Below are 26562 nucleotides of genomic sequence, written 5' to 3' on the forward strand. Positions count from 1 at the left end.
CTTGCTCGGCTTTGGCTGTCACGAATCCCCACTCCCGATTCCCGATTCCCGGCGGGCCAAGGCCCGCGCTACACCTCACGCAAGGCCGTCGTGATCGGCAAGCGCGCTGCACGCAAGGCCGGGAACAGCCCGCCGACCAGGCCAATGCCCAGCGCCCATTTGAGCCCGCTCCACAACAGCTCCGGCGAGACCTTGAACTGGAATACGATCTGGCTGAAGTTGCTGCCCAGCGTGGACACGCTGTAGCCATTGAAGATGGCCCAGGCGATCAGGCCACCGAGCAGGCCGCCCAGCAGTGCCAACAGCATGGTCTCCAGCATCAGCGCCATGATCACCGGCGTGCCGCGAAAGCCGATCGCGCGCATCGTGGCGATCTCGCGCGCCCGCGTGGCCACTGCCGCATACATGGTGTTGAGCGCGCCGAACACCGCGCCCACCGCCATGATCGCGCCGATCACCGTGCCCAGCACGCTGATCAACCTGTTCAAGCCGCCGCCCTGTTTGCCGTAGTAGGCGCGGGTGGTTTCGACATCCAGTTTGAGCCGCGGGTCGGCCGCCATGGCGGTCTTGAACTGGCTGAAACCGGCCTTGCCGGTGGTGCGTACGCTGATCGACTGATAGGCGCTGCGGTTGTAGGTGGTGGCCAGCGTCTGCGCGTCGGTCCACAGCTCCGAATCGTGCGCATCGCCGGAGGCGAACACGCCGACCACGGTCCATTGCTGGCTGCCGAGGGTGAGCGTCCTGCCCAGCTCCAAGCCACGAAACTGATTCAATGCGCCCTTGCCGACCACGATCTCGCGCAGGCCGGTGGTGAAGCGCCGGCCCTGCACCAGCCTGACCTTGGCGTGCACCGCCCAGGCCTGTTCGCCCACGCCACGCACCTGCGCGTTGACGTCGGTGCCATCGGACTTGGAGGCGATGTTGACCACTTGCGAGAGCTCCGGCGACAGCAGCGGGCGGCCCCTGGCATCGGCGGCGATGCCGGGCAGGCTGCTGATCAGCGGCACCAGCTCGCGCGTGATCACCGAGTTGGTCTCGGCCTGCGAGCCGCCGCGCAACACAATGGCGGTGGTGTCGTCGCCGGTGCTGTTGAGCGTGGCCTGGAAGCCCTGGCCCATCGCCAGCATCGCCACAAGCACCCCGACCACCCCGGCGATGCCGACCACGATCACCGAGCTGGCACCCCAGCGTTGCGGCAGCGTGGCGATGCCGATACGGGCGGCAGCCAGTGACAGCCGGCCGCTGCGTGTGGCCAGCAGCCACACCGCCAGCAACGCTGCGATGACCAGCACGCCGATCCAGGGCAATGCGATCCACACACCCAGCCCGGCGGCCAGCGCCACGACCGACAGCAGATTGACGAGACGGTTCTTCCATTTGGTTTGCATCTGCATGCTCCTGTCAGCGGCCGGCGAGGGCATCGACGATCTTCAAGCGCTGCGCGCGTCGCGCCGGCAGCGCACCCACCACGATGCCGATGCCGGCCATCAGGCCCAGCCCGACCAACCAGGTCTGCAGCGGCACGCTCTGCACCGGCATCACCCCGCCGCTGCGCGCGGCCACCAGCGGGATCACCAGCGCTGCCAGGCCCATGCCGATCAGCCCGCCCAGCCCGATCAACAGCACCGATTCGACCATCACCAGACTCAACACCGTGCGGTCCTGAAAGCCCAGCGTCTTGAGCGTGGCCAGTTCCGGAATGCGCTCGCGCACCGCCTGCGCCATGGTGTTGCCGGTCAGCAGCAGCAAGGTGAAGAACACCGCGGCCATGATCGAGGTGACGATCAGGCCGATATCGGCGAACTGCTTGATGAAGGCCTGCTGGAACGCCGACTCGGTCTGTGACTTGGTTTCGTGATCGGAGTTGGCCGACAACGCATCGATGGCCTGCGCCACGCGCGAGGCCTGGTCGGCGTTGGCCAGCGTCACCGTGTACCAGCTGACCTTGCTCTTGATGTAGTCGTTGGACTCGTCGAAGTATTTCCAGTTCATCATCAACTGGCGCTCCTGGTTGGCCGCCACCGCGCGGTCTTTCATGCGGAAGATGCCGACCAGTTGCAGCGGCCAGTCGTTGCTGCCGCCACGCGGAAAGATGGTGGCCTGCAGCGGAATGGTGTCGCCGATCTTCCAGCCATTGGCCTTGGCCAGGGTCTCGCCAACGATGGCGCCGGTACGCGTGGTCTGGAATGCCTTCAGCTGCTCGCTGGGCAACTCGTACTCGCTGTAGACGTCGAAGAAATTCGGCGCCACCGAAAAGTTCGGGAAGAAGTTCTTCGGGTCGCGGTAGATCCCGCCGAACCACATCGCCGAGGTCACATCGCGCACGCCCGGCACGCTGCGGATCTGCGGCTCCAGGCTGATCGGCAGCGACTGGGTGATCGACAGGCGCGAGGCCACCACCAGGCGGTTCACGCCGCTGACATTGCCGCCGGCGGTGAAGGCCACGCGCACCGAGTCGAGCATGCCGAACAGCAGGAATGCCGCCACCACCGACAGCAAGGTCAACAAGGTGCGCGTCTTGCTGCGGAACAACTGCGCCCACACCAGCGAGAGATACTTCATGGCATCACTCCGTCAGAGCGCAAGCGGCGCGTCGGCCAGCTCGCCCTTGTCCAGGTGAATGGTATGGGTGGCGTACTCGGCGGCCTTGGGGTCGTGGGTCACCATCACGATGGTCTTGCCGTGTTCGCGATTGAGTTCCTGCAGCAGGCGCAGGATCTCCTCGGCGTTATGGCGATCCAGATCACCGGTGGGTTCGTCGCAGATCAGGAAGGTGGGATCGGACACGATCGCGCGTGCAATCGCCACGCGTTGCTGCTGGCCGCCGGACAGTTCGCTGGGCTTGTGGTTGCGGCGTTCCTGCAGGCCGACCAGGGTCAGGGCGATTTCCGCATTGCGCTTGCGCTGCGCGGCGGTGAGCGCGGTGAGCAGCAACGGCAGTTCCACATTCTTTTGCGCGGTAAGCATCGGCATCAGGTTGTAGAACTGGAACACGAAGCCGACATGGTGGCTGCGCCAGGTCGCGAGCTGGCCGCCGCTCATGCGGTCGATGCGCTCACCCTGGATCTCGATCTCGCCACCGCTGGGGCTGTCCAGGCCGCCGATCAGGTTGAGCAAGGTGGTCTTGCCCGAACCGGACGGACCCATCAATGCGACGAAGTCGCCGTTGGCGATGTCCAGGTCGATGCCGTGCAGTACCTGCACCTGCTCGGGGCCGCGTTGGTAGGTCTTGGTGATGTTGCGCAAGCTGACGAGAGCGGTCATGGCGACTCCTGACGGTGCAAGGGAAAGAGGCAAGCGCGATGCAGCATGACGACTGCGCTGGCATGAGACGGCAACACGGCGATGCGATGACGGTGACGCGGCAAGACGGTGCGAGGCTTGCTGACGACGGACGCAACTGCTGGGTGAAAACCGCGACGACGCATGGCGGCGGCGAGCCAAGCGTGGTTCTGCAATGACCGATGACAAGTGCGGATCGCGATCGACCGCGCTCCCGGCGCCATGGCGACATCGCTGTGTGCGATCACAACCCCATCCAGGCGCAACGAGCGCATACGCCGCCGGCTGCCACTATGGGCGCCGCGCTCGTCGCAGCGGCGTTGCTGCCCAGCGTTGTTGACTGCAATATCCGTTGTGGTTATTCGGCAGCGTCCGCTTCCGCGTCCGCCTCGGCCACCGTGTCACCGTCTTTCAGGCCTTGCGGCGGATCCAGCACCACGCTGTCGCCTGCACTCAAGCCCGATACCACCTGGCGGTCCTGGCCCATCACCATGCCGGGAGTGACCGTCCTTGCGCTGACGGTGTTGCGCTCGCCAAGCACGAACGCGACTGTGCGCGTGTCGCGTTCGACCAGCGCCGCACCCGGCACGCGCACGCCCTGCGGCTTGCTGGCCTCCTGCGTGTTGGCCCGCTCCAGAAAGCTCACCCGCACGCCCATCTCCGGCACGATGCGCGGGTCCTTGAGCTTGAACGCCACGCGCACCTTCACCGTGGCCTTGCCGCGATCGGCGGTGGGAATGATCGCGATCACCTCGCCGGGAATCTTCCATTCCGGGTAGGCGTTGAGCACCGCTTCCACCGGCATCTTCGGCTGCACGCGGCCGATGTAGGACTCGCCCACTTCCACTTCGATCTCCAGCGATTCCATATCCACGATGGTGCCGATGCCGGTGCGGGTGAAGCCGCCGCCGGCCGACAGCGGCGAGACGATTTCGCCGGGCTGGGCGGCCTTGGCGGTGACCACGCCGGCAAACGGCGCACGCACCACGTTGAAGTCCGAGCGGATCGCCGAGATCGCCAACTGGTCCGATGCCACGCGCACGTTGCGTTGCGCACTCTGCAGCTGTGCGCGCAAGGCATCGCGTTGTGCAGTGGCCTGCTCGTATTGCGAGCGCGACACCAGTTGCGCGCCGACCAGCGATTGCAGCCGCGTCGCATCGGCATTGGCCACCGCCAGCTGCGCCTGCATGTTGTCGACCTGGCTGCGTGCGGCCGACAGTTGCGATGCCGACAGCGTGCGCTGTGCATCGGCATCCAGCGGGTCCAGCGTCGCCATCACCTGGCCCTGTTCGACACGCATGCCTTCCTCGATCATCACCTCGCGCACCTTGCCGGTGACCTGCGCCGACACCGTGGCCATGCGCCGCGCCACCACGTAGCCGGATGCGTCCAGCACCGAGGCGCTACTGCTGCCGGCGCTGATCGCCACCACCGGTGCGGTCTGCACCTTCATCACTGGGCGTCTGGTGAACCACCACGCCGCGGTCGCCAACAGGATCACGATGACCACCGCGGCGATGATCCAGCCACCGCGCCGTGCAGGTTCAGGGGCAGCAGGACGCTGGCGGTCGATGCGCAGTTGCTTGAGCAGATCGGCAGAAGTATTCATCGATAACCGGGACGGGATGCTGCGCGAAATGTGACCGGACGCGGGCGGCGCCGCAAGCTGCCGGAAGTCACCAATGCAGGTGGGGCGACGAGCGGTAGCGCGATCGACGCGGCTGCAAGGTGCTGCGCAGCATGCGACCGTCGCGGCACCTCCACCAGTGACAGCTGTCACCTGCCGTCCATGACAGCGGCAACTGGCCGGGCTTTGCAGCATGCGCGAGGCTGCAGCATCCTCATACTGCCGGATTGGCCATGCGCTGCGTTCATTGCTCTTGTCGGCCTGCGCGATTGCCCGGATCGGTGCTGTGCAGGATCACCACGAGCGGGCGCGGCGCAGATGCATGAGCGTGCCGGTTCGCAGCGAGCTGCCGCATCGGGCGCCCGGCCGGGCCCGGCAGTGGCAGAATCCGATCACTCACACGGACCCATCCCGATGCGCTTGTCGCTGCCCGCCTGGCTTCGCCCCGCCGCCACGTCGCAGGTTGCCGCACGGCTGGCGCAGGGCCAGTCGCCGTGGATGGATGCCGTGCATCTGCTGTGGTCGAGCTGGGTGTTCGTGGTGCCGGTGTTTTCGCCACGTGGCTACGACAGCACCTGGCTGCTGTGCACCGTGCTGTCGTATCCGGTCTTTCTGCTGTTGTACGCGCGGATGTTGCTGGCGCCGCGCGGCACCCTGTATCGCTATGCGTGGGCGATGGGTGTGCTCAGTGCCGCATTGCTGCCGGTGTATCCGGCGGGGATCAGCTATTTCGTCTTCGCCTGCCTGAGCCTGCGCCCGTCCACACGGCATGCCATGTGGCGGCACTTCGCGATGCTGGTGGTGATGAACGTGCTCTACCTGGGTTGGGCGCACTGGCTGGGAATGCGCCTGCAGTCGCTGGTGTGGCTGCCGGTGTCGGTGCTGGGCATGGCCGGGGTCGGTGCGGTGTACAGCATCAACGAACGCAAGGACGCATTGCTGCGCCTGTCGCAGGACGAAGTGCGCCGGCTGGCGGCCACCGCCGAGCGCGAACGGATTGGCCGCGATCTGCACGATCTGCTCGGCCACACCTTGTCGCTGGTGGCGCTCAAGTCCGATCTGGCCGCGCGTCTGATCGAGCGTGATCCGCAGGGGGCACGCAGCGAGATCGATGCGGTGGCGCAGATTTCGCGCGATGCCCTGGCGCAGGTGCGGCGCGCGGTCACCGGCATTCGCGCGGCCGGGCTGGTGGCCGAGCTGGCGTCGGCGCGGGTATTGCTGGACATGGACGGCATCGTGCTGGAACACGACCTGCAGACGCTGGCATTGCCGCCGGAACACGAAACCGCGCTGGCGCTGGTGGTGCGCGAGGCGGCCACCAACGTGCAACGGCATGCGCGGGCCAGACACGTGCGCGTGAGCTTGCGCGCGCACGGCGACCAGGCTGTGCTGGACATCAGCGACGACGGGCGCGGCGGGGTGATCGTGCCCGGCAATGGCCTGGACGGCATGCGCGCACGCCTGCGCGGCCTGGGCGGCGCGCTGGAGGTGGAAGCGCTGCCGCGCGGCATGCGCCTGCGCGCCAGCGTGCCGTTGCCGCAGCCCACACCGGTGCCGGCGCAGCCGCCGGTGCCGGTCCCGCTGGTGACACCGTCGCGCTGATCGCACGCACGCCCACTGCATATCGACCCATGCACGGCAGGCGCCACCGCTGCTATCGTGCGCCACCGTTGTCTGCATACGAGCGCGCGCGATGATCCGGGTGTTGTTGGCCGAAGACCAGGCGCTGTTGCGTGGCGCATTGGTCGCCTTGCTTGGGCTGGAAGACGATATCGAGGTGGTCGGCAGCGCAGGCGACGGCGAAAGTGCCTGGCGCGACCTGCAACGCCTGCAGCCGGACGTGCTGATCACCGATATCGAAATGCCCGGCCTGACCGGCCTGGAACTGGCCCAGCGTATCCAGCGCCAGGCGCTGCCGGTGCGGGTGATGATCGTCACCACCTTCGCCCGCCCGGGATTTCTGCGCCGCGCGCTGGATGCCGGTGTGGCTGCCTATCTGCTCAAGGACGCGCCGGCCGAACAACTGGTCAGCGCACTGCGTCAGGTGCAGCGCGGCGGCCGGGTGATCGACCCGCAACTGGCCCTGGACGCCTGGGTGGAAGCCGACCCCTTGAGCGAACGCGAGCGCACCGTGTTGCGGCTGGCCGGCGAAGGGCGCTCGGCCAGCGAGATCGCGCAGCAGCTGCAGTTGTCGCACGGTACGGTGCGCAACTATCTGTCCGAATGCATCGGCAAGCTGGGCGTGGCCAATCGCATCGAGGCGTATCGGCTGGCCCGGCAGAAAGGCTGGCTGTGAACCGGTGAGGCAGACGCGTTGCGCTGTCAGCGGGCGCAGCGCTGGATGGCATTGGCCATGCACTGCCACGCATCACTCGATCACCGGCGCGCCAGACAGCTATTCCAGATCATGCGCAAAGCATGCCGTGCAGGCGCAGGTACACTGCCGGGCCAGAACGATTTCCGAGCGAACGGCATGAAACCTCTGTGGCTGTTGGGTCTGCTGCTGGTCTGCGCATTCAATGCGTCCGCCGAGCAGTTCAAGATCCTGGTGGCGGCAATTCCCAACCAGTATCACCACGACTACATCCCGGTGGCCAAACCGCAATTCGAAGCGATGGCGCGCAAGCATTATGTCGAGCTGATCTGGGCGTGGAATGCCAAGGCCTTTGATGGCGATCTATCGCAATACGCGGCAATCGTGCTGCTCAACACGCCGGCCACCGATCTGGATCCGGCGCAACGTGCGAACTTCCAGAAATACGTGCGCAACGGCGGCGGCGTGGTGGCGGTGCACAAGGCGTTTGCGATCAAGCGTGGCGACTGGGAGTGGTACGACCATCTGATCGGCCGCTCGTTCCGCACCCATCCGTACATGCAGACCGCGATGGTCGACGTGGTGGACCCCAACTTCCCGGCCACCGCCGGCCTGCCCAGGCGCTGGGTGTGGACCGACGAGTGGTACGAATACGATCCGCCGTACAGCGATGACCTGGTCACGCTGCTGACGGTGGACGAGAGCAGCTACGACCCCACGCTGATCTGGCCGGGCCAGGTTGCCAAGGGCATGGGCACCCAGCACCCGGTGGCCTGGTACCACCACTTCGAAGGCGGTCGCGTGTTTGCCACCGCGCTGGGCCATCTGGCCGAGGCCTACTACGACCCGCGTTATCTGGAGCATCTGTATGGCGGGATCTACTGGGCCGCGACCGGCAAGGGCATTCAGGCACCCGCGCCAGCAGCCAAGACAAAGCGCCAGCGTTAGATCCTGGCCCCTCTCCCGACGGGAGAGGGGTGGGGTGAGGGTACGGGGGTAACGCCACTCCACATGGCAGCGAAGCCGATGCTTTGCCCGCACCCGCATCCGCCCCAGCGGGGCATCTTCTCCCGGCGGGAGAAGGGAAGACCAGGCCCCTTTCCCACCGGGAGAGGGGTTGGGGTGAGGGTACGTCCGCGCAGTGAAATCACTCAGCGCAACACGTCTTCCAACACCCACCCATCCAATCCGTCAACGCGCAGACCGCTCCCCGCGCGCCATGCTGGAAAACACGCCATCCCGGCGTATCCAGGCATGGAACAGCGCCGCGCTCAGATGCCCCAGCACGGTGGCGAACAGTAGATACGCCAACCAGCCATGCGCGCTGCGCAGCCAGGCGTATAGCGCCGGATCGTGTGGTGCGATCGGCGGCAGGTTCGCACCCGGCCACAGCACGATCGGATACGCACCGGCCGACAGCATCGCCCAGCCGATCAACGGCATCCCCAGCATCAACGCATACAGCAGCCAGTGCGAGGCGATCGCGGCGGCCTTCTGCCAGGCCGGCAGGTCGGCCGGCAGCGGCGGCGGGCGGTGACGCAGGCGGTTGATCAGGCGCAGCACCGCAAGAACCAGGATCGCAATGCCCAGGGGGCGATGCAGGTCGATCAACCACGGCCGCTGCGTCACCGACGCCACCATGCCCACGCCGACGAACAGCATGGTCAGGATCATCGCGGCCATCAACCAATGCAGGATGCGCGCGGGCAAATTGAAGTGGGGATGGCTGCTCATCGGTGTGCTCCCTGGCCGGTGGCAGCGTTGCCTGTGCCATTGGCGATCTCATGCTCGCGCCGGTTGAACGATTGCGAATACACCGACGAGCGCGCCGCCAGGATCGGGTCGTTCGATCCTGCGATGCCCTTGGGCAGGATCAGCGGGTCGTAATTCAGATCGCGGCACGGGCCGGTGGCCTGCGGTTCGGCATGATCGATCGACACCGTGCCGGCCACGATCTGCTTGCGGCTTTCCGGCCATGGCTGCGAGGGATCGTCCACCGCATCGCCCGGCTCGGCCACGGTCAGCACCAGGTCCCAGCGCAGCGGACCCTGCGCCAGGCGCGTGTCCAGGTCGGTGGCGAGAAAATCGCCATCGGCCTGCGCGCGCTGCTCGGCGCTGAGCTCCTTGAACGGCGTATGCGGACGCATCGACCAGCGGATGTAGCGCTCGCGTCCATCGGCCGCAATCGCGCGGAACGCATTCACCCCGTTGTATTGGGTGTTGGCCCAGCTGTTGGACCACGGCGCGGTCTTGGCCCACTGCTGGAACTTGGCCGCTTCCGGATACTGCTTGCCGAACGCGGCCAGCTTGGCCGGATCGGGCTTGCCGGTGGCCGGGTCCGGCCTGGAGGCCACATTCAAGGCCTGAAAACCGGCCGGCGTGGCCACCACGAAGAACGGAAAACTGTTCATCGCGGTGCGCCATTCCTGCCCGTCGTCGCTGCGCAGCAGCAATGCCATGCTGCGTACGCGCGCCGCGCCGTCGGCGCCATGCGGGTCGCCGCCGCCGATCGACATGCGCCCGAGCACCGGCGTGCTGGCCTGGCTGAAGATGCGTGCCGACGACAGCCAGGTGGCCTTGCCACTGGCCTTGAACTCCCCGCTCACACACACGCCCTTGGTGTGCGCGCGGCGAAAGCCCGGATGCGGCGGCCCGCTGGCTTCGATGGTGTCGGTCATGCGCGCGGCAGTGAGCCGGTCGCCACCGATCCAGCCGGCGGTCCAGGCGAACGCCACCGCGATACCGCCGGCAATTGCGGCGATACCGAGCAATGGCGCCACAAGACGTGCGCGCTGCGGGGGTGGAGCGGGAGGTGGCAAGTTCATGGCTGGCTCCGGTGGGCAATGCGGCAAAGAGTCGATGCGGTGAGGCGTGTGGCGCCGTGATCGCCACCCCGCCCAACCTGCGGCACCGGCACGACCCGTGGGCGCATAGTCCACGCTCCAGTGCGTCTGGTGTGTGATGCCGCGACCAAAGCGGTCGATGAATGATCCAGATGACGGGCAATGGCGCAGCGTGCTCAAGGCACTACGCCATCGACCCGCTCGGCTTGGGGATAGTCAAACGATGCTGAAGCTCGAGCGCTCGCTCGCCTTGGAGGTAATTGAGCAGAGTGGATGCATCGGTTGTGGAGCGGATGATCTGCGGGTTTGCTGCAGGGTCCTTGCCCGCCCACCCTCGCGGCACACGCTGCAAGTACGTCCTTGTAAGCTCTTACGCGGCATCCATGCCGCGTAAGGTCCCGCGACGGTTGGCGGGCAAGGACCAGTCGGGATGGTCGGTGTGCATGGATGCGAGCCGTGAATGCGGCGCAGGCTGAGCACGCACTTTAATCGGATCGACGTCGCTGCCATCGTCGGCATCACTTCACGCGTCGACGAAGGCGAGTTTGTTGAAGCCGTGCTGTCAGCCGGCCTCAGCCGCCGTAACGCTGCTCGAGCATCGCGTAAGCCGAGCGCAACGCCAGTGCCTCCCCGCCAGCCGGGCGGCCGGGGCGGTCGCTGTCGTTCCAGGCGTAGACATCCAGATGCGCCCACGGCTGGCCCGGTGCGACAAAGCGCTCCAGGTACAGCGCGGCGGTGACCGCGCCGGCCATGCGCGAGCCGGCGTTGGCCATGTCGGCGACATGGCTGTTGAGGTAACGCAGGTACGGGCGCCATAGCGGCATGCGCCAGACCGGGTCGCGGGTCTGCTCGCCGGCGTTCAACCAGGCCTGCGCCAGCGCATCGTCGTTGGCGAACAGCGCGGGCAGGTCCGGCCCTAGGGCGATGCGTGCGGCGCCGGTGAGCGTTGCGAAATCCAGGATCAGATCGGGGCGCTGCTCGGTGGCGTAGCTCAACGCATCGCACAGCACCAGGCGGCCTTCGGCATCGGTGTTGTCCACTTCCACCGTGACACCGGCGCGGGTGGTGATGACTTCGCCCGGGCGGAACGCATCCGGGCCGACGGCGTTTTCCACCGCGGCAATCAACAGGGTCAGTCGTACCGGCAGCTGCTGCGCCATCACCAGGCCGGCCAGCGCCAAGGCATGCGCTGCGCCGCCCATATCCTTCTTCATGTTGCGCATGCCATCGGCCGGCTTCAGATCCAGCCCGCCGGTGTCGAAGCACACGCCCTTGCCGACCAGCACCAGATGCGGATGCGCCGCGTCGCCCCATTGCAACTGGATCAGTCGCGGCGCCCGATGCGATGCGCGCCCGACCGCGTGGATGGTGGGGAAGTTCTGCGCCAGCAATGCCTCACCGACGATGGCCTCGACCTGCGCGCCATGCGGTTGCGCCACTGCGCGCGTGGCCTCTTCCAGATGCTGCGGGCCCATGTCCTCGGTCGGGGTGTTGACCCAGTCGCGCACGCGGATGCAGGCCTCGATCAGGTCGCGGGTGTGCGGTGTCGGTGTGGCGGCCAGTTCGGCCGGTGCGCGCGGCACCTTGCGGTAGCGCGAGAAGCGGTACGCGCCCAGGCCCCAGCCCAGGTGCAGCAGCGCCTGCTCGCTCTCGCTCAGCGCGCTGGCCAGCGTCCAGCGGCTGGCCGGCGGCAGCGCCATCGGCGCGTGCGCATAGGCGTAGGCATCGGCGCGGTCGCCGATCCCGAGCACCGCGCCGGCCAGCCCGTGTTCCCCCGGCAGCAACAGCACGCTGCCCGGCGCCGCATCGAAACGCTGCGCCTGCGCCCACGCCAGCACGCGGGTGGGCTGCTCGGCGCACCAACCTGCAAAGCCTTCGCGGTCGAGCACATGCAGCGGCAGGGCTGCGGCGTTAGGATCGATGAAACCGGTGAGCTGCGACATGGAAATCCTCGGAGGCGGCGCCATGCGCCGAGCAAAAGTGGCTCAGGCGGGAATGCGGATGCCGGTACGCGCGGCGTCGGGATGCAGCTGCTGCGCGTCCAGCCAATCGGCCAGCCCGGTCATGGAGTCGAACTCCAGATCCGGCTGCTGGGTCGGGTGCGACCACTGTGCTCGGTCGCGATTGATCCAGCAGGCGCGCAGGCCGGCATCCAGCGCGCCAAGCACGTCCATGCGCACATGGTCGCCCACATGCAGCACCTGTGCCGGCGGCACCTCCAGGCGCGCGCAGGCGGCCAGGAAGATGCTCGGGTCGGGTTTTGCGCTGCCGTGCTCGCGCGAGCCCAGCTGAAACGCGAAGTGATGCATCAGCCCGATGCGCTGCAGATCGGCATTGCCGTTGCTGAGCGCCGCCACCGGTACATGCGCGGCGATACGCGCCAGCGCGTCCAGCGCATCCGGGTAGCACTCCACCTGGTTGCGCGCGGCGTAGAAGACCTCATACGCAGGCTCCAGCAAGGCCAGATCACCACCGCTCTCGCGCAGTGCCATTTCCAGCGTCAGCCGCCGCAGCGCGCTGAGATCGTGATGCAGGTGCGGGTTGTCGGCAAAGCTGCGCTCGCGCAGTTCGCGCATCGCCTCCACCGGAAACCGCTCGGCGGTGACCGGACTGTGCTCGCGCATCCAGTCGTACAACACCTGGTCGATCCGCGCCCCGATCGGCGCAAAGGGCCACAACGTGTCGTCGAGGTCGAGAGTGATGGCGCTGATTGGGAAACTCATCGCGAGATTGTAATGCCGGGGATGGGAAGTCGGGAATCGGTAGAGCAACGCTTTGGCGGGCTGCTTCACTGCTCTTGCGATTCCCGACTCCCGACTCCCCAATCCCCAATCCCCAATCCCCAATCCCGGCTACTCAAGCAGCCTGGCCCAGCGCTGCATTCCCTCCACCCGGCTCAGCACCATCTTGATGCAGACCAGCAGCGGCACCGCCAGCAGCAGGCCGATCATGCCCCACAGCCAGCCGAACAGCATCAGCGCCAGGATCAGCATCAGCGGCGAGATCGCCATGCGGCGGCCGAGCACGATCGGAGTGACCACCTGGCCCTCGATGGTGTGCAGCGCCAGATACAGGATCGCCGGCAGCATTGCCGACAAGGTGGTGCGGAATTCCACAAAGCCCATCAGCAGCATCAGCATCACGCCGATCAACGGACCCACGTACGGTGCGAAATTGAGCAGCGCCACCACCGTGCCCCACAACAGCGCTTCGGGCAGCGGAATCTTGAGCACATAGAGAATGCCGGCAAAGACCAGCCCGACCAGCGTATTGATCACGCTGATGGTGAGCACGTAGCGCGAGACCTCGCGCTCGATGTCCAGCATGATTTCGGTGGTGAAGCGTTGCTGCTGGCGATTGGGCAGCAACGCAATCGCATGCCGTTGCAGGCTTTCGCCGTAGACCATGAAGAAGAACGTCAGCAGCACCACCGCCAGCACCGAGGCGGCCAGTTTCGGCGTGCGCACCAGCGCCTTGTAGGGGTCGTCCATCTGCGTGCGCACGATCTGCACGCTGCGCTGGCCGTCGCCGCCGGCGGCGCGCGCAAAGTTTTCCGCGGCCTGGTTGGCCTGCATCATCGGCTTGGTGAAATCGCGCACGTCGCGCGCAATCTGGCGCATCTGTCGGGGCGCCTGCTGCACCCACTCGGCTGCCGGCCCGGCGAGTTGCGCAGCCAGCGCCACGGTCGCGGCCAGGCCCAGGCACAACACCATCAAGGCGCCGAGAAAGCGCGGGATATACAGCTTGCGCAGACCGCGCAGGATGGGATTGCCGATCAAGGCAAAAAACGCCGCCAGCATCACCGGCAGGATGATCGTCTGTGCCGCCCACAGGGTGTAGCCGACCGCCAGCGTGGCCAGCACCACCAACGAGACCGGTGCGCGCGGGCGCGGTGCCGGTGGCGGCGGAAGCGAATCTGCCGCAACGGCAGCATCCATTGAATCGACGGGAAGAGTCATGCGCGCCCTGGCAGCAGACTGGCGTGCTGCCAGCGGTGCGCCATTATCAGCCGAACGCGTCAACATCGCGCACAGAGGGTGTGCGCAGGATGTCAGGCCCGAACGATGTCAGTGGCGGGCTCTGCCGTGTACCAGGCAGCACGCCTCGCGCAGGGTGATCCCGGGCGATGGCCCGGGACCGTCGTCATTATGCGGCGCGATCGACCGGTGCCTGCACCACCGTCACCGGTGGATCGGCAGCGACCTCTTCGGCATTGTCGGCGGCACGTTCTGCCTGCTCGGAGGCTTCCTGCGCACGATGTGCAGTGAACAGCGCAGAGATCGTGCTGATCATCTGCAGGATTTTCGGGATACCGCCCAGCTTGCTGGCGATACTGCCCAGCGCCGCCTGCGGTTCGTTACGGCCGGTGACAAAACCCAGGCCGAACCCGACCACCATGATCCGCAACGGGGACCATCCGGCACGCCAGGTGTCACGCAGTTCTCCCCAATGCAGGCGCGTTTCCTGTGCGCGCCCTTCCACCAGGAATTCCGCGCGATCGACGCGCTGACGCAAGGTGCCAAACTTCATGTACGTGCTCCAGTGGCAGCCGATGCATGGGCATCGTCGTCGTCGCTGCTGTCATCGAAGATGCCCAGCTTGACCAGCTGACGGCGTGTTGCATTCAAGCCGGTGTGGTCGAAGTAGAAGAACACGCGCCACGCCGCGATGCCGGTGACCAACAGGCTGGCCAACGCGGTGAAAAACATCGCCTGGAACCACGACAGCCCCGCGCGTTGCAGCAGGGCGATGATCGCACCCGCCAGCAACAGCCACGACGAGGCGCCGAAGACCACGGCAACGCATGCCCAGGCCAGTCCGCGCCCGAAGGCACTGCGTGCAAGTTGTAAATCGGCCGACACCAGCCGGCGCAATGCCCGGCTGGTGTCCTTGGCCGAGCCCAGCGTCGCACGGCCGGCTGCGCCGACCGCACGTACGCTTTCGTCCAGTCCTGGCGTTTCCGGCCGCGCGTTGGGCGCGTCGGAGGCGGCAGCTGTGGAGGCCTGATCGCTCACGACTTAGTTGTCGTTGCTGCGTGCCAGCTTGGCAATGATCCAGCCGGTCGCGAACGCCACACCGAACGCAGCCAGCGGCCGCTCACGGATCAGATCGGTCGCGCTTTCCAGCAGGTCGTTGCCCTTGCTGACCAGCACGTCGAGCTGCTCCTTGGCAGCGGCACCACCGAACTCGGCAGCCGCCATACCGGCCAGTGCGGTATCGGAGAGCTCTGCCTTGACGTTGGCACGACCAAGCTTGAGTTCGTCGCCGGCAGCACTGGTGGCGCCTTTGACGGCTTCGCCTGCGGCGCTGGCAGCAGACTTAAGATGGGTGCTGGCTTCGCTCAGGTTTTCTTTCAGCTGGTCGGTATTGGTGGGGCTCATGCGATATCTCCTTCGGTCATTGATGGCAGCCGCGAACAGCATGCGGGCGTGGTGCAGCAATAGCATCGCTGCGGTGTAGGAGGTGTTAGTGCAGGCCGAGGGCAGTGCACGCCGCGTCAACGCATCAACGCGTCGTATTGCGCATTGCCACGCAGGATGCGCACCACCAGTTGCTGCGGCTTGCGTTGGAAATTGGCGCGCCAGCTGGCCAGATCGGCAAACTCGCCCACGCTGCTGGCCACGATCACATCGCCGGTGACCAGACCATTGGCTGCGGCACGACTGCCGCGTTTGACCTCGCTGACCATGACGCCGGTGATGCCGGACTGGCGCAGCGATTCGGGCAGATCCACGAAGGTGGCGCCGCCCAGGCGTGGGTCGAGCATGTCGCCGGTGACTGCGCGGTCCTGCTCCTTCAGTGTCGCGGTGAGCGTGAGCGGTTTGCCATCGCGGCGAATCTCCAGCCTTACCGCGCTACCGACCGCCTGCAGGCCTTCATAATTGTGCAATGCCTCTGCGCTGTCCACCCGCTGGTCGTTGGCCGCCACCACCACATCGCCCGGCTGCACGCCTGCGGCCGCCGCGGCGGACCCTGGCAACACGCGCGTCACCAGGGCGCCGCGCAATGAATCCACACCCAGGCCCTGCAGCATCTGCTGGGTGAGGTTCTGGGTTTCCAGCCCGAGCGTGCCGCGCACGACCACGCCCTTGGTCACCAGTTGCTCGACCACATTGCGCGCCAGGTTGGAGGGGATCGCCAGGCCCAGGCCGATGTTGCCGGCCATGCTGCCCTGCGGGTTGAAGCTGGCGGTGTTGATGCCCACCAACTGGCCCTGCAGGTTGACCAGCGCGCCGCCGGAATTGCCTGGATTGATCGAGGCATCGGTCTGGATGAAGTTCTGGTAGCCCAGCCCGCGAATCCCGCTGCGGCCCACCGCTGAGACGATGCCGGAGGTGACGGTCTGGGTGAAGCCGAACGGGTTGCCGATCGCCACCACGAAGTCGCCCACGCGCAGCGCGTTGCTGTCGGCCAGCTTGATGTCGGTGAGCTTGTCGGCCTTGATGCGGATCAACGCGATATCGGTATCGGCATCGGAGCCGATGAAATCGGCCTTGACCGTGCGCCCGTCGCCGAGCGTGACCTGCACGTCGTCGGCGTTTTCGATGACATGGTGATTGGTCAGCACGTAGCCCTTCTGCGCATCGATGATCACGCCCGAGCCCAGCGATTCATTGATGCGGTCCTGCGGAATCTCCGGGAACAGCCGGCGCAGGATCGGGTCGTTGAAGAACGGGTTGCGCACGCGCACCACCTGCTTGGTGTTGACGCTCACCACCGCCGGCATCGCCTGTTGCAGCATCGGCGCCAGCGACGGCACCGGTTGCCCGGCCACGGCGGCCGGCAACGCGGCAGCCGCCGGCAGGCTGAAGGTGGTGGCGGCGCCGGCCGGTGTGGCCTCGGCGCGGTTGTCCATCCAGGCATTGATGCCGGTGGCGGCAAAACCGCCGAAGGCAGCGGCCAGGGAAAGTGTCAGCAAGGTAGGCAGCGGGCGCATGCAACGAAGTCCGGGTTACGCGGTGGAAGAGGAATAGGGCGTCTGGCTGCGTAAATCAAGCTGAACGAGAGTGCCAGCGGGCAATTTAACGCGTGGTGAAAGCGCAGCAGATCCCTTGCGGGCCCTGCGTTGACAGCCGCTTGAGCCCGGCGTAGCGTCCGCTTGATCCGATGCCTGTTCAGCATACGCATGCCGCTGCGCATCGCCCGCGCTTTCCGCACTGACGCCCTGAAGGAGGGTCTATGAACAACGGCAATGGTGTGACGGCAACCCTGTCCGACGCTGTCGAGAGCGTCAAGAGCACGGCCACCGAACTGGGCGAGACCATCGCCAGCACCACCAGCGACGCGGTGGCCAGCGTGCAGGACGCGGCCGGCACGGCGGCGGCGCAGGTCAGGACCGGCGTCGCCAAGGCGCGCAAGGCCGTGGTCAAGGTCGAACAGCGCGTCGTCGACAACGCCGGCGATGCAGCCACCGCGGTCAAGCGCGGCGTGGCCAAGACCAAGCGTTCGCTGGTGTCGGGCAAAGCGGCCGCCAAGGACAAACTGGCCGCCACCAGTGCTGCCGCCAGGCAGAAGCTCGCCTCCACCAAGGATGCGGCCAAGCAGAAGCTGAGCACCACCACCGATGCTGCCAAACAGACACTGGCCAACACCAAGGCCAGCGCCAGGCAGAAGCTGGAGACCGCCAAGGCCAATGCCAAGGCCGAAGCGGCGGCGCTCAGTGCCAAGACGGCCGCCAAGAGCGCGGCGCGCAAGAGCGCGGTGGCCACGGTGGGTGCGCGCGCAGCAGCGAAGAAGGCGGTGGCCAAGTCGGCCCCGGTCAAGAAGCCGGTCGCCAAGGCCATCGTCAAGCCCGCCGCCAAGAAGGCGCCGGTGGCCAGGCAGACCGCCACCAAGCAGGCTGCAGTGAAAAAGGTGCCGCTCAAGAAGGCGGTGACCAAGACCACCTTGAAGAAGGCCGCCAAGGTCACCAAGACGCCGGCCACGCGCGCCGTGGCCAAGACCACCGCCGCCCGCAAGGCCGTCGGCAAGAAGGCGGCCAAGCGGGTCACGCGCTGAGGCTGCAGCGCCAAGAGGGCATGGCCCGCTGACAACACGTGGGCCGTGCAAACTGACAAAGGCCGGCGCTGTCCGTACAGCGCCGGCCTTTTCGTGGGTTGACCGTGACTCGGCGACCGCGGTCTTGCTGCGCTCATGTGATCGGGCAGGTAATCGAATCTGACATCTGGGCTGGATTGGGCCTCTGGTCCGTACCCTCATCCGCCCCTGCGGGGCACCTTCTCCCGGTGGGAGAAGGAAACTAGAAGCCAACGCTTCCGATAATCCGATTCCCTATTCCCTATTCCAATCCCGGATTCCGAATCCCGAATCCCGAATCCCGCATCCCAGCTAGTCCATTCCCTTGACCAACTGCTCGGCGCCCTTGCGGATCCCCGCCTTCGCAGCGTCGTAGGCGCCCAGGCTGGCCTTGATGTTCATTGCGCTCGGATACTGTTTTTCGACGTAGGCGGCGAGCAGGCGGTTGCTCTGCGCGTCGAAGATTTCCACCGCGTAGCTGACCGAGCCGGAAAACGCGCCTTCCTTGCCGCGTGCGGCCTCCACCGCGTTGTAGGAACCGCCGCCCAGATCCACCTTCATGAAGGTGCCCAGCACCCGCTTGCTGGGTTTGGCACCGGTCAGGCTGATGCGCACGCGCAAGGTGTCGCGATCGGCCACTGTCGCGCGTTGCCAACGCTGCCCGATCGCAACGCCGAACTCCTGCTGCATGTAATCGGCGAGCATGCGTCTGTCCTGCTCGGGCACGTCTTCGAATTGCGCGTCGGGACCGCGATAGATGCTGACCGGCTCGACCAGTGCGGCGCGGTAACGTGTCCAATCCACCGCGCCCTGGTAGGCGTACGGCATGCGGTCACCGCGGCTGCCAACGTGCGGGCGCAGATAGCTTGAAGATGGCAACTGGCTGTACGGCATCGGGCGCGTACTGGCACAACCGATCAGCGTCACGCCGACAACCAGCAGCGCGCAGCAACGGACAAGGGAATACGACGACATGGGCAAATACCTGGAGAGGAAGCAGATAGGGACAAGCACGCGCGAGCGGGGCCGCGCGCTCAATGCATCAGATAACTGGCCACCGCCAGCGCAAACACCACTGCGGCGGCAGTGAACAACACACCGCCGTTGGCCCAGCGCTGCAGCCGGCGTGCCTGGCGCGCGCTGCGGATATCCGGCAGTGCGCGCCAGATGTCGCGATTGCGCGTGCCGGTACGGCCACAGCGGAATTCCCGTAGTGCCGCGTTGGCGACGGCGGCAGGGATGGCGCTGTCGTTGGCGGCCGCGTGTGGTGCCAGCAGCGCGACGGCGGCGGGGACGAGCGGGGTGGAACGGATCGAGTTGACCATCACCAGGCATCCTGGATGCATGCGGTGAGTGCACTGTAGGCAGTGGGTGTTGGAAACTTATTGGCTTGGGCGATAACGACAGGCGATAGTCGATAGGCGATCGCCGCGCGCCGCCTGCGTTCAGCCAGTGCGGCGCACGCCTTCGCCGGCGAACACCACGCGCACGCACAGGCCGCGGCCCTGGTGGCCTTCGCAGGTTTCGATGGTGGCCGCGTGCAGGCGCGCGATACCGGCCACCAGCGACAGCCCGATCCCGCTGCCTTGCACCTGGCTGCCGGCAACCCGGTAGAAGCGTTCGAAGATGGACGCGTGGGCACTCTCCGGTACGCCGGGGCCGTCATCGCTGACCTGCACGAACGGATGCAGCGCATCGGCGCGCAGGCAGTAGCCGCAACTCACTTCCACCGTGCCATGGAGGCGCCCATAGCGGATGGCGTTGTCGACCAGATTGCGGATCAGGATGCCCACCGCATCCACATCGCAACGCAACAGACACGGCAATGCCTCCACCTGCAGAGTGATGTGGCGGGCGTCGGCCTGCACGCTGAATTCGTCCAGCACATGCGAGATCAACTCGCCCATGTCCACCTGCCGGTACGCCGCCGAACTGATGCCTGCATCCAGCCGCGCCAGATCCAGCAATTGCGCGGCCAGCCGATTGCTGCGGCGTGCGGTTTCCAGCAGCTGCTGCAGCGCCGCGTCCTTGGCCTCCAGCGTGGGCGCACGCAGCGCGACCTCGGCATAGGCATGCAGCGCAGACAGCGGCGTGCGCAGTTCGTGCGCCGCATCGGCCACGAAATCGCGCTCGGCCTGCACGGTCTTTTCCACGCGGGCCAGCAGGGAGTTGAAGGAGCCGATCAGCGGGCGAATCTCCTCCGGCACCTGCGCCAGCGGCACCGGTTCGGTGTCCAGCCCGGTGCGCTGCGCAATGGCGCTGGAAATGGCGCGCAGCGGCGCGAGCGCGGTGCGTACCGCCCACCACACCAGCAGGCCCAGCACGCCTAGTTGCACGGTGTTGAGCACCATCGCAATCAGGGTCTGCTTGAAACTCATGCGCGAGGACACATTGCCGCTCGGCGCGCGCGCGTCGAGCGCAGCCTGCGGCTCGGCTTGCGTATCGAAGCGGTGCTCCAGCGCGTCGGGCAGGGCGCCGATCAGCTGGTCGCCGAAGATGTTGAGTTCCTGCTCGAACACACTGTGATGGCCCTGGGTAACCAGGGCGACCAGGATCCACAGGGAGGTGCACCAGCTCAGCAACACGATTGCGGCCAGCGCCGCCAGCATGCGCGCCTGCAGCGATTTCATTCGGGTGCCTTGCCGACCATGTAGCCCTGGCCATACACCGTGGAGATCAGCGCATCACCCAGCTTGCGGCGCAGCTGGTGCACGTACACCGCAATCATGTTGCTGCCGCCTTCGCACGGGCCGCCATAGACGCCTTCTTCCAGCTGGTCCCTGGTGACCACGCGCCCGGCGCGTTCCATCAGCGCCAGCAGCAGCCGGTATTCGTGCGCGCTCAGCGCCACCCACTTGCCGTCGCGGGTGACCTTGCGGCTGCTTGGGTCCATGCAGACATCGCCCTGCGTGAGCAGCGGCACCACCCGGCCCTGGCTGCGCCGGGTGATTGCACGTAGCCGCGCCATCAGCTCGTCGAACTGGAATGGCTTGACCAGGTAGTCGTCGGCGCCGGCATCCAGGCCGCGGATGCGGTCGGTGAGCTGCCCGCGCGCGGTCAGTGCGATCACCGGCGTGGCGTCGTAATGGCCGCGCATGAAGCGGATCACCGTCAGCCCGGATTCGCCCGGCAGGCCGATATCCAGCAGCACCGCGGTGTAGCGGTGGTCCACCAGCACGGTCTTGGCGGCGTTGGCGCTGCCGACGTGGTCGATGGTCCAGGACTGCTGGCGCACGCCATCGCAGATCGCGTTGGCCAGCATGGTGTCGTCTTCGACAAGGAGCAGGTGCATAGGTGTTCCGCCGGGCCCGGGGCCAGTCCGAGATCGGCAGCACTGTCGGGGATGGTCGTTAGGCAAATATTAGTGCATGGCTAACGGCCGTCGCAGCGCGGCCGGCGGCCCGCCCCGTGTGCAAGGCCCCGCCCGGGCAACGCGCGGGTCAGTGCTGCAGGATGGCGCGCAACGCCTCGTCCAGGCGCACATAGCGGAAGCGGAAGCCGGCCTCCAGGGCGCGTTGTGGCAGCACGCGCTGGCTGATCAGCAGCAGCTCGGCCATCTCGCCAAAGCCCAGTCGCAGCAGGCCGGCCGGCAACGCCAGCAGCGCCGGGCGATGCAGCACGTGGGCCAGGGTGCGCGCGAATTCGGCATTGGTGACCGGGGTCGGTGCGGTGGCGTTGTAGGCACCGCCCTGGCCGTGCTCCAGCAACCACAGCAGCAAGGCCACCATGTCGGCCCGGTGGATCCAGCTCATCCAGTGCCTGCCATCGCCGAACGGGCCGCCGCCACCGAAACGGAACGCCGGCAGCATGCGGGCCAGGGCGCCGCCGTCGCGGTCGAGAACGATGCCGGTGCGCACCCAGCTCACGCGCGGGCCGAGTGCGGCGATGCTGGCCGCCTCGGCTTCCCAGTCGCGGCACAGCTGCGCGGAGAAATCGTCGCCGGCAGGGTCTGCCTCGGTCAGGACGCTGTCACCACGCTCGCCGTAATAGCCCACCGCCGAGCCGGAAATCAGTACCGACGGGCGCTGTTCGGCCGGCTGCTGCGCGATCCAGGCATGCAGCTGGCCGGTGATGCCCAGGCGCGATGCCCGGAAGCGCTGCTTGCGCGCGTCAGTCCAGCGACCGGCAGCCAGCGGTTCGCCCGCCAGGTTGATGACCGCATCGGCCCGCACCCCGTCCAGCGTGTCCACCGCGGTCATGCCGGGCAGGCTGCGCCCGGCGCGGCGCGGGTCGCGGGTCAGCACGCTGACCTGGTGCCCGGCCTGCAGGAGTGCCGGACACAAGGCCTGGCCGATGAAGCCGGTGCCGCCGGTGATGAGCAACTGCATGGGGACACTCCTGCGCCGAATCGATGCGGCACGATAGGCCAGCGCTGCCTGCTGCAGGGTGAAGTCGCTGCCGCATGCGTGGCGGTCGCCGCGTGGCGCCAGGACGGCGGCCGGGTGGACAGCGCGCTCGATCGGCAAGGCCCAAACGCCAACGCGCCGGACAGGCCGGCGCGTTGGATGCTTGCAGACGGTGCACCAGGCTCAGCGCGAGGAGGACACCGCGTGGGCCCGCTCGAAGTGCGCCGACACCACGCGCCGGCTTTCTTCCAGGTGCTGCTTGACCGGCGCGCTTTCGGCGGCGGGCAGCAGTTCGGCATCGATGATCTTGATGGTGTCGCCGTGGTCGCTGACCATCGTGCGCATGAAGGCATTGCGGTAGGCGTCCTTGCCATCGGGCAGGGTCGCGGTCTTTGCCAGTGCGTCCACTGCCGCCTTGCCCTTGGCGCGCATGGCATCGGCACGGGGGCTGTCAGTGGCACCCAGCGCCTTGCTCTTTTCCAGGTTGGCTTCGTGGTCGTGCAGCAGCTGCTTGGCGAACGTATCGGTCGCACCGCCCAGATCCTGGGCAATGGCCTGCTTGGCCAGCGCGATCTCGTTTTCATCCAGCGCCACCAACACGCCGAGCACGGCGGCGTCGCCCTTGGCCAGTTCGGTGGCACCAGTCCCGGAGACCGGTGCAGCAGTCGGTTCGGGTGACACTGCCGGCGCAGTCCGCGACGCATCGCCGCCGGGGCGATCGCAGGCGGTAAGGGAAAGCATGGCGAGGAGCGATGTCGCGACAAGAAGGGATTTCATGGAGGTCCTGGGAAGAGGCGGCCAACACTGCCGACGGTGAAATGCAAAGGAGCCGCTACGCGGCTCCGGTGATGCGTGGATCGTGCCTGCCAATCAGGCCAGTTGCGGTTGGACGACTGCGCCAAGGCCTAACGATCTGGCCGGCGTGCGCACCGTATCCTGCGCGGTGCGGCACACGCGCGCCATGCGTGCGGTGCGTTCGCGAATCAACGCGTGTTCGCTGACCGGGGCACTGCCCAGCAAGCTGGCGACATGGAAGCCTAGGATGTCCTCCGCGCGGTCGCCCTGGTCGCTGACGATGTGCGGAACCAACCGCTCCAATCGCTCCAGCTCCTGCTGCACTTGATACGGGGTTTTCATGATGCTCTCCAATGAGGAACGGTCTTGCTCAACTATTGCGGTTGCCTAACCGCTGCCAGCAATCGGTCGCCAACTGCTCGTAATTGGACTGCGTGCTGGATGAAATGAAATGATGCTCCAGGCGGTCGCGAAACAGGCGCAGACGTTCCTGATCGCTCGAACGCGGTGCCTGCAGATAGATATCGCAGGCCATTTTCACCACCGGGGACAATTCGCTGAACTTGCCTGCGCCCAGGTTGCCCTGCGCGTGACGCGCCTGCCAATGCGCGATTTCGGCCTGTACATCGATGACGGATGGGTCTCTGCTCATGACTTCGCGTGGTCCGGGTTAAACAAACTTGACACGCAGGGTAACCGTGGCTGTGTCAACGGATGATCATCGAACCCGACTATTGGCCGAATCGCAGCAGCGCGTGCTTAACTGGTCAGCTTCGTTTGCGCCATGACATGCAGGTCATGCAGGTCATGCAGGTCTTGCAGTCTGCAGCGTGCATCGGCGATTCAAGTCATAGCGCAGCGGTGAGCACCCGTCAGCAATCGATTGCATCCTTTCGAAAGGTCTACGTTCGGCGAGTTCCCATTGCCACGTGTATCGGGCGATCGTTGCGATGATGTCGGGACAAACATGCGCGCAATGCCGCAATTTACGGAAGATTCTGAATCGTTCCACACTTGTGTAACGTCTGATGCTTAGGATGTGGGATGACATGATGGAGATGAGAGTACTCAGGATGCAGGACAGCGAAAGCAGTCGTAAGCCGCAAGCCGCCAGCGGCACCTCGGAAGCACGTGTGTGGTGGCATGCCTTGGTGGAGTTGCGTGGGGGACGTGTCGCCATCAGCTTGATCGTCGTCCTTGTGATCGTGTTTGCGTTCTATCTGACCTTGAAGTAAGCCGGGTTCTTCCGGCGCCGGCGTAGCGCTGCATCACCGACTGCGCGGGTCTCAACTGCTTGAAAAGCCAGCAACGGCACGCGGTTCGACGCTGCGAGGGGAGACGTGATGGCGCACAAGCAGTACTGCCGGGTCGTGGGGCATGTCACTCGGCCGGTGCCCGAGGATGGTCATGAGCGTGCCACGCATGCGTGGGTCTGTCGCGAAATTGCACGGCTGCTGGGCGTGCGCGGCGCAGGGCATCGCGCCGCCTCCGGACACGTGGTTGCCGAGACCGTGTTTCATGTGCCCGATGAAACCCTGACGTCGGAACAGGCGCATGGACTGGGCATCGATGACGCTGCGGACTTGCTGGGCGGCATCGTGCCGCATGCCTTCCTCGCAACCAAGGTGATCGGCCACCCGCTGATTGCCGAGCAGGCAGCCAGCGTCCCCGGATGGAACCAGGCACTGGCCACCGCGCTAATTCCGGCCACGTTGGCGGGCTATACCGTGTTTTCGCGCACCGATGCCCTGCGTGCGCTGCAGGCCCTGCTGCCGGATGGCGGTGTGCGACTCAAGCTGCCGACCGGCGTGGGTGGCAACGGCCAGTGGCGTATTGCCGATGCAGCGCAACTGACGCAGGTGCTGGACAGCTTGCCGGAGGACTATCTGGGCACGCATGGCGCGGTCCTGGAGCGCAATATCCTGCAGCCGGTGACACATAGCGTGGGCGAGCTATGCGTTGCCGGCGTCCAGATCGCCTATTACGGCACCCAATGCAGCGTGCGCAATACGCAGGACGAGGACGTCTATGGCGGCTCATCGCTGCATGTGTATCGCGGATCGCTCGAAGCGCTGGCCGTGACGGCGCTACCGCCGCTGCAACAGCGTGTGGTCGCGCAAGCCTGCAGATACGATCGATTCATCACCGCCGCCTATCCTGGGTTGCACATCTCGCGGCGCAACTACGATGTGGTCAGCGGCGACGATGGAAGGAACGGTGCGGTCTGCGGCGTGCTGGAGCAATCCTGGCGCGTCGGCGGCGCCACACCGGCCGAGCTCGCCGCGATTGGCAGCTTTCAGGACGATGCCAACCTGCGCTGGGTGCATGCATCCACGCACGAGATCTATCAGGGCGAACCGCCCGCAGATGCGCAGATCTACTACCGCGCCGAACGCCCTGGGCCGGGTCCGCGCTTCAAATACAGGAGGGTATCCACCACGTAATGGAAGCCAAACTTTCCAGCATCCAGATCCCGGTCGACCAGGACGAACTCAGTGGCACCTTGCTCACGCCCACCGGCATTCCCGCCGTGCTGTTCGTGCATGGCTGGGGCGGTAGCCAGCATCACAGCCTGGTGCGCGCGCGCGAAGCGGTCGGCCTGGGCTGCATCTGCATGACCTTCGACCTGCGTGGCCACGAAGGCTATGCGTCCATGCGCCAGAGCGTGACACGCGCGCAGAACCTGGACGACATCAAGGCGGCCTACGATCAGCTTGCCGGCCTGCCGTATGTCGACCCGCAATCGATCGCCGTGGTCGGGCTCAGCTACGGTGGCTACCTGTCCGCCTTGCTGACGCGCGAACGCCCGGTGGAATGGCTGGCGTTACGCTCGCCTGCGCTGTACAAGGACGAGCATTGGGATCGCCCCAAGGTCAGCCTCAATGCCGATACGGAATTGATGGAATACCGGCAGCGCGTGCTGACCCCGGACGACAATATCGCCTTGGCGGCCTGTGCCGACTACAAGGGCGATGTGCTGCTGGTGGAGGCGCAACACGACGTGATCGTGCCGCATCCGGTGTTGCGCAATTATGCCAATGCCTTCGTCAATGCGCGCTCGCTGAGCGCGCGGGTGATTGCCGGTGCCGATCACGCATTGAGCATCAAGGAACACCAGCAGGAATACACGCGGACCCTGATCGACTGGCTGACCGAAATGGTGGTTGGCCGGCGCATCGCCCTGGCCAAGGAAGTGGTGGCCGCACGCAAGCAGATGCTCAAGCAGCAACAGGGCGATGCAGTGTCATCGCCCGGGCAGGGCGCGCGCGAATTTCGTGGCGACATCCGTGCCGTGGAAAACAGCTCCAGCTGAGTCGTCCACGCAACGAGGTCAGCGTA

General features: G+C 66.3%; 28 protein-coding genes. 7 read left to right on the plus strand and 21 right to left on the minus strand.

Features of this window, described 5'->3' with window-relative positions; translation table 11 throughout:
* Nucleotides 1-68: 68 nt before the first annotated feature.
* The 4 genes from EO139_RS11885 to EO139_RS11900 form a co-directional block, all read right to left on the minus strand.
* Entirely contained in the window at nt 69-1394 is a 1326-nt protein-coding gene (locus tag EO139_RS11885; protein WP_164739824.1) for an ABC transporter permease, read from the minus strand.
* Nucleotides 1395-1401: 7 nt separating this feature from the next.
* The gene (locus EO139_RS11890) at nt 1402-2562 is read right to left on the minus strand and encodes an ABC transporter permease (protein ID WP_126970770.1); all 1161 of its coding nucleotides are present in this window, start codon (nt 2560-2562) and stop codon (nt 1402-1404) included.
* A gap of 12 nt (nt 2563-2574) precedes the next feature.
* Nucleotides 2575-3264, minus strand: a complete 690-nt coding sequence (locus EO139_RS11895; protein WP_119129800.1) for an ABC transporter ATP-binding protein — start codon at nt 3262-3264, stop codon at nt 2575-2577.
* A gap of 376 nt (nt 3265-3640) precedes the next feature.
* On the minus strand, nt 3641-4891 hold the full coding sequence (locus tag EO139_RS11900) for an efflux RND transporter periplasmic adaptor subunit (RefSeq protein ID WP_164739825.1): 1251 nt from the start codon (nt 4889-4891) through the stop codon (nt 3641-3643).
* A 432-nt stretch (nt 4892-5323) separates the two neighbouring features.
* Between EO139_RS11900 and EO139_RS11905 the strand changes: the two genes are divergently transcribed.
* From EO139_RS11905 to EO139_RS11915, 3 genes are all read left to right on the plus strand, one after another.
* Nucleotides 5324-6511: a sensor histidine kinase gene (locus EO139_RS11905; RefSeq protein WP_126970772.1), complete on the plus strand. Its 1188-nt coding sequence runs from the start codon at nt 5324-5326 to the stop codon at nt 6509-6511.
* Nucleotides 6512-6602: 91 nt separating this feature from the next.
* Entirely contained in the window at nt 6603-7205 is a 603-nt protein-coding gene (locus tag EO139_RS11910) for a response regulator transcription factor (RefSeq protein ID WP_119129798.1), read from the plus strand.
* 177 nt (nt 7206-7382) lie between these two features.
* Nucleotides 7383-8171 carry a ThuA domain-containing protein gene (locus EO139_RS11915; RefSeq protein WP_126970774.1) on the plus strand — a complete coding sequence of 263 codons (789 nt, stop codon included), beginning with the start codon at nt 7383-7385 and terminating at the stop codon, nt 8169-8171.
* Between the two features lie 243 nt (nt 8172-8414).
* Here the strand turns inward: EO139_RS11915 and EO139_RS11920 are convergent, their stop codons facing one another.
* From EO139_RS11920 to EO139_RS11960, 9 genes are all read right to left on the minus strand, one after another.
* Nucleotides 8415-8957, minus strand: coding sequence for a cytochrome b (locus EO139_RS11920; protein ID WP_126970776.1), 543 nt, complete (start codon nt 8955-8957; stop codon nt 8415-8417).
* Nucleotides 8954-10048 (minus strand): catalase family peroxidase, encoded by a 1095-nt coding sequence (locus EO139_RS11925; protein WP_126970778.1) that lies wholly within the window; start codon nt 10046-10048, stop codon nt 8954-8956. The genes EO139_RS11920 and EO139_RS11925 overlap by 4 nt, the downstream gene beginning before the upstream one ends.
* Nucleotides 10049-10638: 590 nt before the next feature.
* The gene (locus EO139_RS11930) at nt 10639-12009 is read right to left on the minus strand and encodes a leucyl aminopeptidase family protein (protein WP_126970780.1); all 1371 of its coding nucleotides are present in this window, start codon (nt 12007-12009) and stop codon (nt 10639-10641) included.
* Between the two features lie 42 nt (nt 12010-12051).
* Nucleotides 12052-12789, minus strand: coding sequence for an HAD family hydrolase (locus tag EO139_RS11935; RefSeq protein WP_126970782.1), 738 nt, complete (start codon nt 12787-12789; stop codon nt 12052-12054).
* Nucleotides 12790-12918: 129 nt separating this feature from the next.
* On the minus strand, nt 12919-14025 hold the full coding sequence (locus tag EO139_RS11940; RefSeq protein ID WP_104584851.1) for an AI-2E family transporter: 1107 nt from the start codon (nt 14023-14025) through the stop codon (nt 12919-12921).
* A 187-nt stretch (nt 14026-14212) separates the two neighbouring features.
* Nucleotides 14213-14596, minus strand: coding sequence for a hypothetical protein (locus tag EO139_RS11945; RefSeq protein ID WP_119129794.1), 384 nt, complete (start codon nt 14594-14596; stop codon nt 14213-14215).
* Nucleotides 14593-15081 carry a hypothetical protein gene (locus EO139_RS11950; RefSeq protein ID WP_104584855.1) on the minus strand — a complete coding sequence of 163 codons (489 nt, stop codon included), beginning with the start codon at nt 15079-15081 and terminating at the stop codon, nt 14593-14595. Before EO139_RS11950 ends, EO139_RS11945 begins: the two co-directional genes overlap by 4 nt.
* A gap of 3 nt (nt 15082-15084) precedes the next feature.
* Entirely contained in the window at nt 15085-15447 is a 363-nt protein-coding gene (locus EO139_RS11955) for a hypothetical protein (protein WP_006450942.1), read from the minus strand.
* Between the two features lie 116 nt (nt 15448-15563).
* Nucleotides 15564-17003, minus strand: a complete 1440-nt coding sequence (locus tag EO139_RS11960) for a Do family serine endopeptidase (RefSeq protein WP_126970784.1) — start codon at nt 17001-17003, stop codon at nt 15564-15566.
* Between the two features lie 242 nt (nt 17004-17245).
* On the opposite strand from EO139_RS11960, the gene EO139_RS11965 reads away from it, so the two are divergent.
* Nucleotides 17246-18064, plus strand: a complete 819-nt coding sequence (locus tag EO139_RS11965) for a histidine biosynthesis protein HisIE (protein ID WP_126970786.1) — start codon at nt 17246-17248, stop codon at nt 18062-18064.
* A 330-nt stretch (nt 18065-18394) separates the two neighbouring features.
* Here EO139_RS11965 and EO139_RS11970 read toward each other — a convergent pair whose 3' ends face one another.
* From EO139_RS11970 to EO139_RS12005, 8 genes are all read right to left on the minus strand, one after another.
* A complete protein-coding gene (locus tag EO139_RS11970; RefSeq protein WP_126970788.1) occupies nt 18395-19057 on the minus strand; it encodes a DUF3313 domain-containing protein in 663 nt (220 codons plus the stop codon).
* Between the two features lie 59 nt (nt 19058-19116).
* Nucleotides 19117-19407, minus strand: a complete 291-nt coding sequence (locus EO139_RS11975) for a hypothetical protein (protein WP_119129984.1) — start codon at nt 19405-19407, stop codon at nt 19117-19119.
* 120 nt (nt 19408-19527) lie between these two features.
* Nucleotides 19528-20712, minus strand: a complete 1185-nt coding sequence (locus EO139_RS11980) for an ATP-binding protein (protein WP_126970790.1) — start codon at nt 20710-20712, stop codon at nt 19528-19530.
* Nucleotides 20709-21374 (minus strand): response regulator transcription factor, encoded by a 666-nt coding sequence (locus EO139_RS11985; RefSeq protein ID WP_126970792.1) that lies wholly within the window; start codon nt 21372-21374, stop codon nt 20709-20711. Before EO139_RS11985 ends, EO139_RS11980 begins: the two co-directional genes overlap by 4 nt.
* 148 nt (nt 21375-21522) lie before the next feature.
* A complete protein-coding gene (locus EO139_RS11990; protein ID WP_104584954.1) occupies nt 21523-22410 on the minus strand; it encodes a TIGR01777 family oxidoreductase in 888 nt (295 codons plus the stop codon).
* A gap of 201 nt (nt 22411-22611) precedes the next feature.
* Entirely contained in the window at nt 22612-23205 is a 594-nt protein-coding gene (locus EO139_RS11995; protein ID WP_104584867.1) for a DUF4142 domain-containing protein, read from the minus strand.
* Nucleotides 23206-23298: 93 nt separating this feature from the next.
* Nucleotides 23299-23565, minus strand: a complete 267-nt coding sequence (locus EO139_RS12000; protein WP_164739826.1) for a hypothetical protein — start codon at nt 23563-23565, stop codon at nt 23299-23301.
* 28 nt (nt 23566-23593) lie between these two features.
* A complete protein-coding gene (locus tag EO139_RS12005; RefSeq protein WP_104584871.1) occupies nt 23594-23875 on the minus strand; it encodes a hypothetical protein in 282 nt (93 codons plus the stop codon).
* A 406-nt stretch (nt 23876-24281) separates the two neighbouring features.
* Between EO139_RS12005 and EO139_RS21440 the strand changes: the two genes are divergently transcribed.
* The 3 genes from EO139_RS21440 (at nt 24282) to EO139_RS12015 (ending at nt 26536) form a co-directional block, all read left to right on the plus strand.
* A complete protein-coding gene (locus tag EO139_RS21440) occupies nt 24282-24458 on the plus strand; it encodes a hypothetical protein (RefSeq protein ID WP_164739817.1) in 177 nt (58 codons plus the stop codon).
* Between the two features lie 108 nt (nt 24459-24566).
* The gene (locus EO139_RS12010) at nt 24567-25667 is read left to right on the plus strand and encodes a DUF3182 family protein (protein WP_126970796.1); all 1101 of its coding nucleotides are present in this window, start codon (nt 24567-24569) and stop codon (nt 25665-25667) included.
* Nucleotides 25667-26536 carry an alpha/beta fold hydrolase gene (locus tag EO139_RS12015; protein WP_126970798.1) on the plus strand — a complete coding sequence of 290 codons (870 nt, stop codon included), beginning with the start codon at nt 25667-25669 and terminating at the stop codon, nt 26534-26536. The genes EO139_RS12010 and EO139_RS12015 overlap by 1 nt, the downstream gene beginning before the upstream one ends.
* The last annotated feature ends 26 nt before the right edge of the window (nt 26537-26562 follow it).

Origin of the sequence: Xanthomonas sp. BRIP62411 (assembly GCF_003993525.1) — a bacterium.
Lineage (GTDB): Bacteria > Pseudomonadota > Gammaproteobacteria > Xanthomonadales > Xanthomonadaceae > Xanthomonas > Xanthomonas euroxanthea.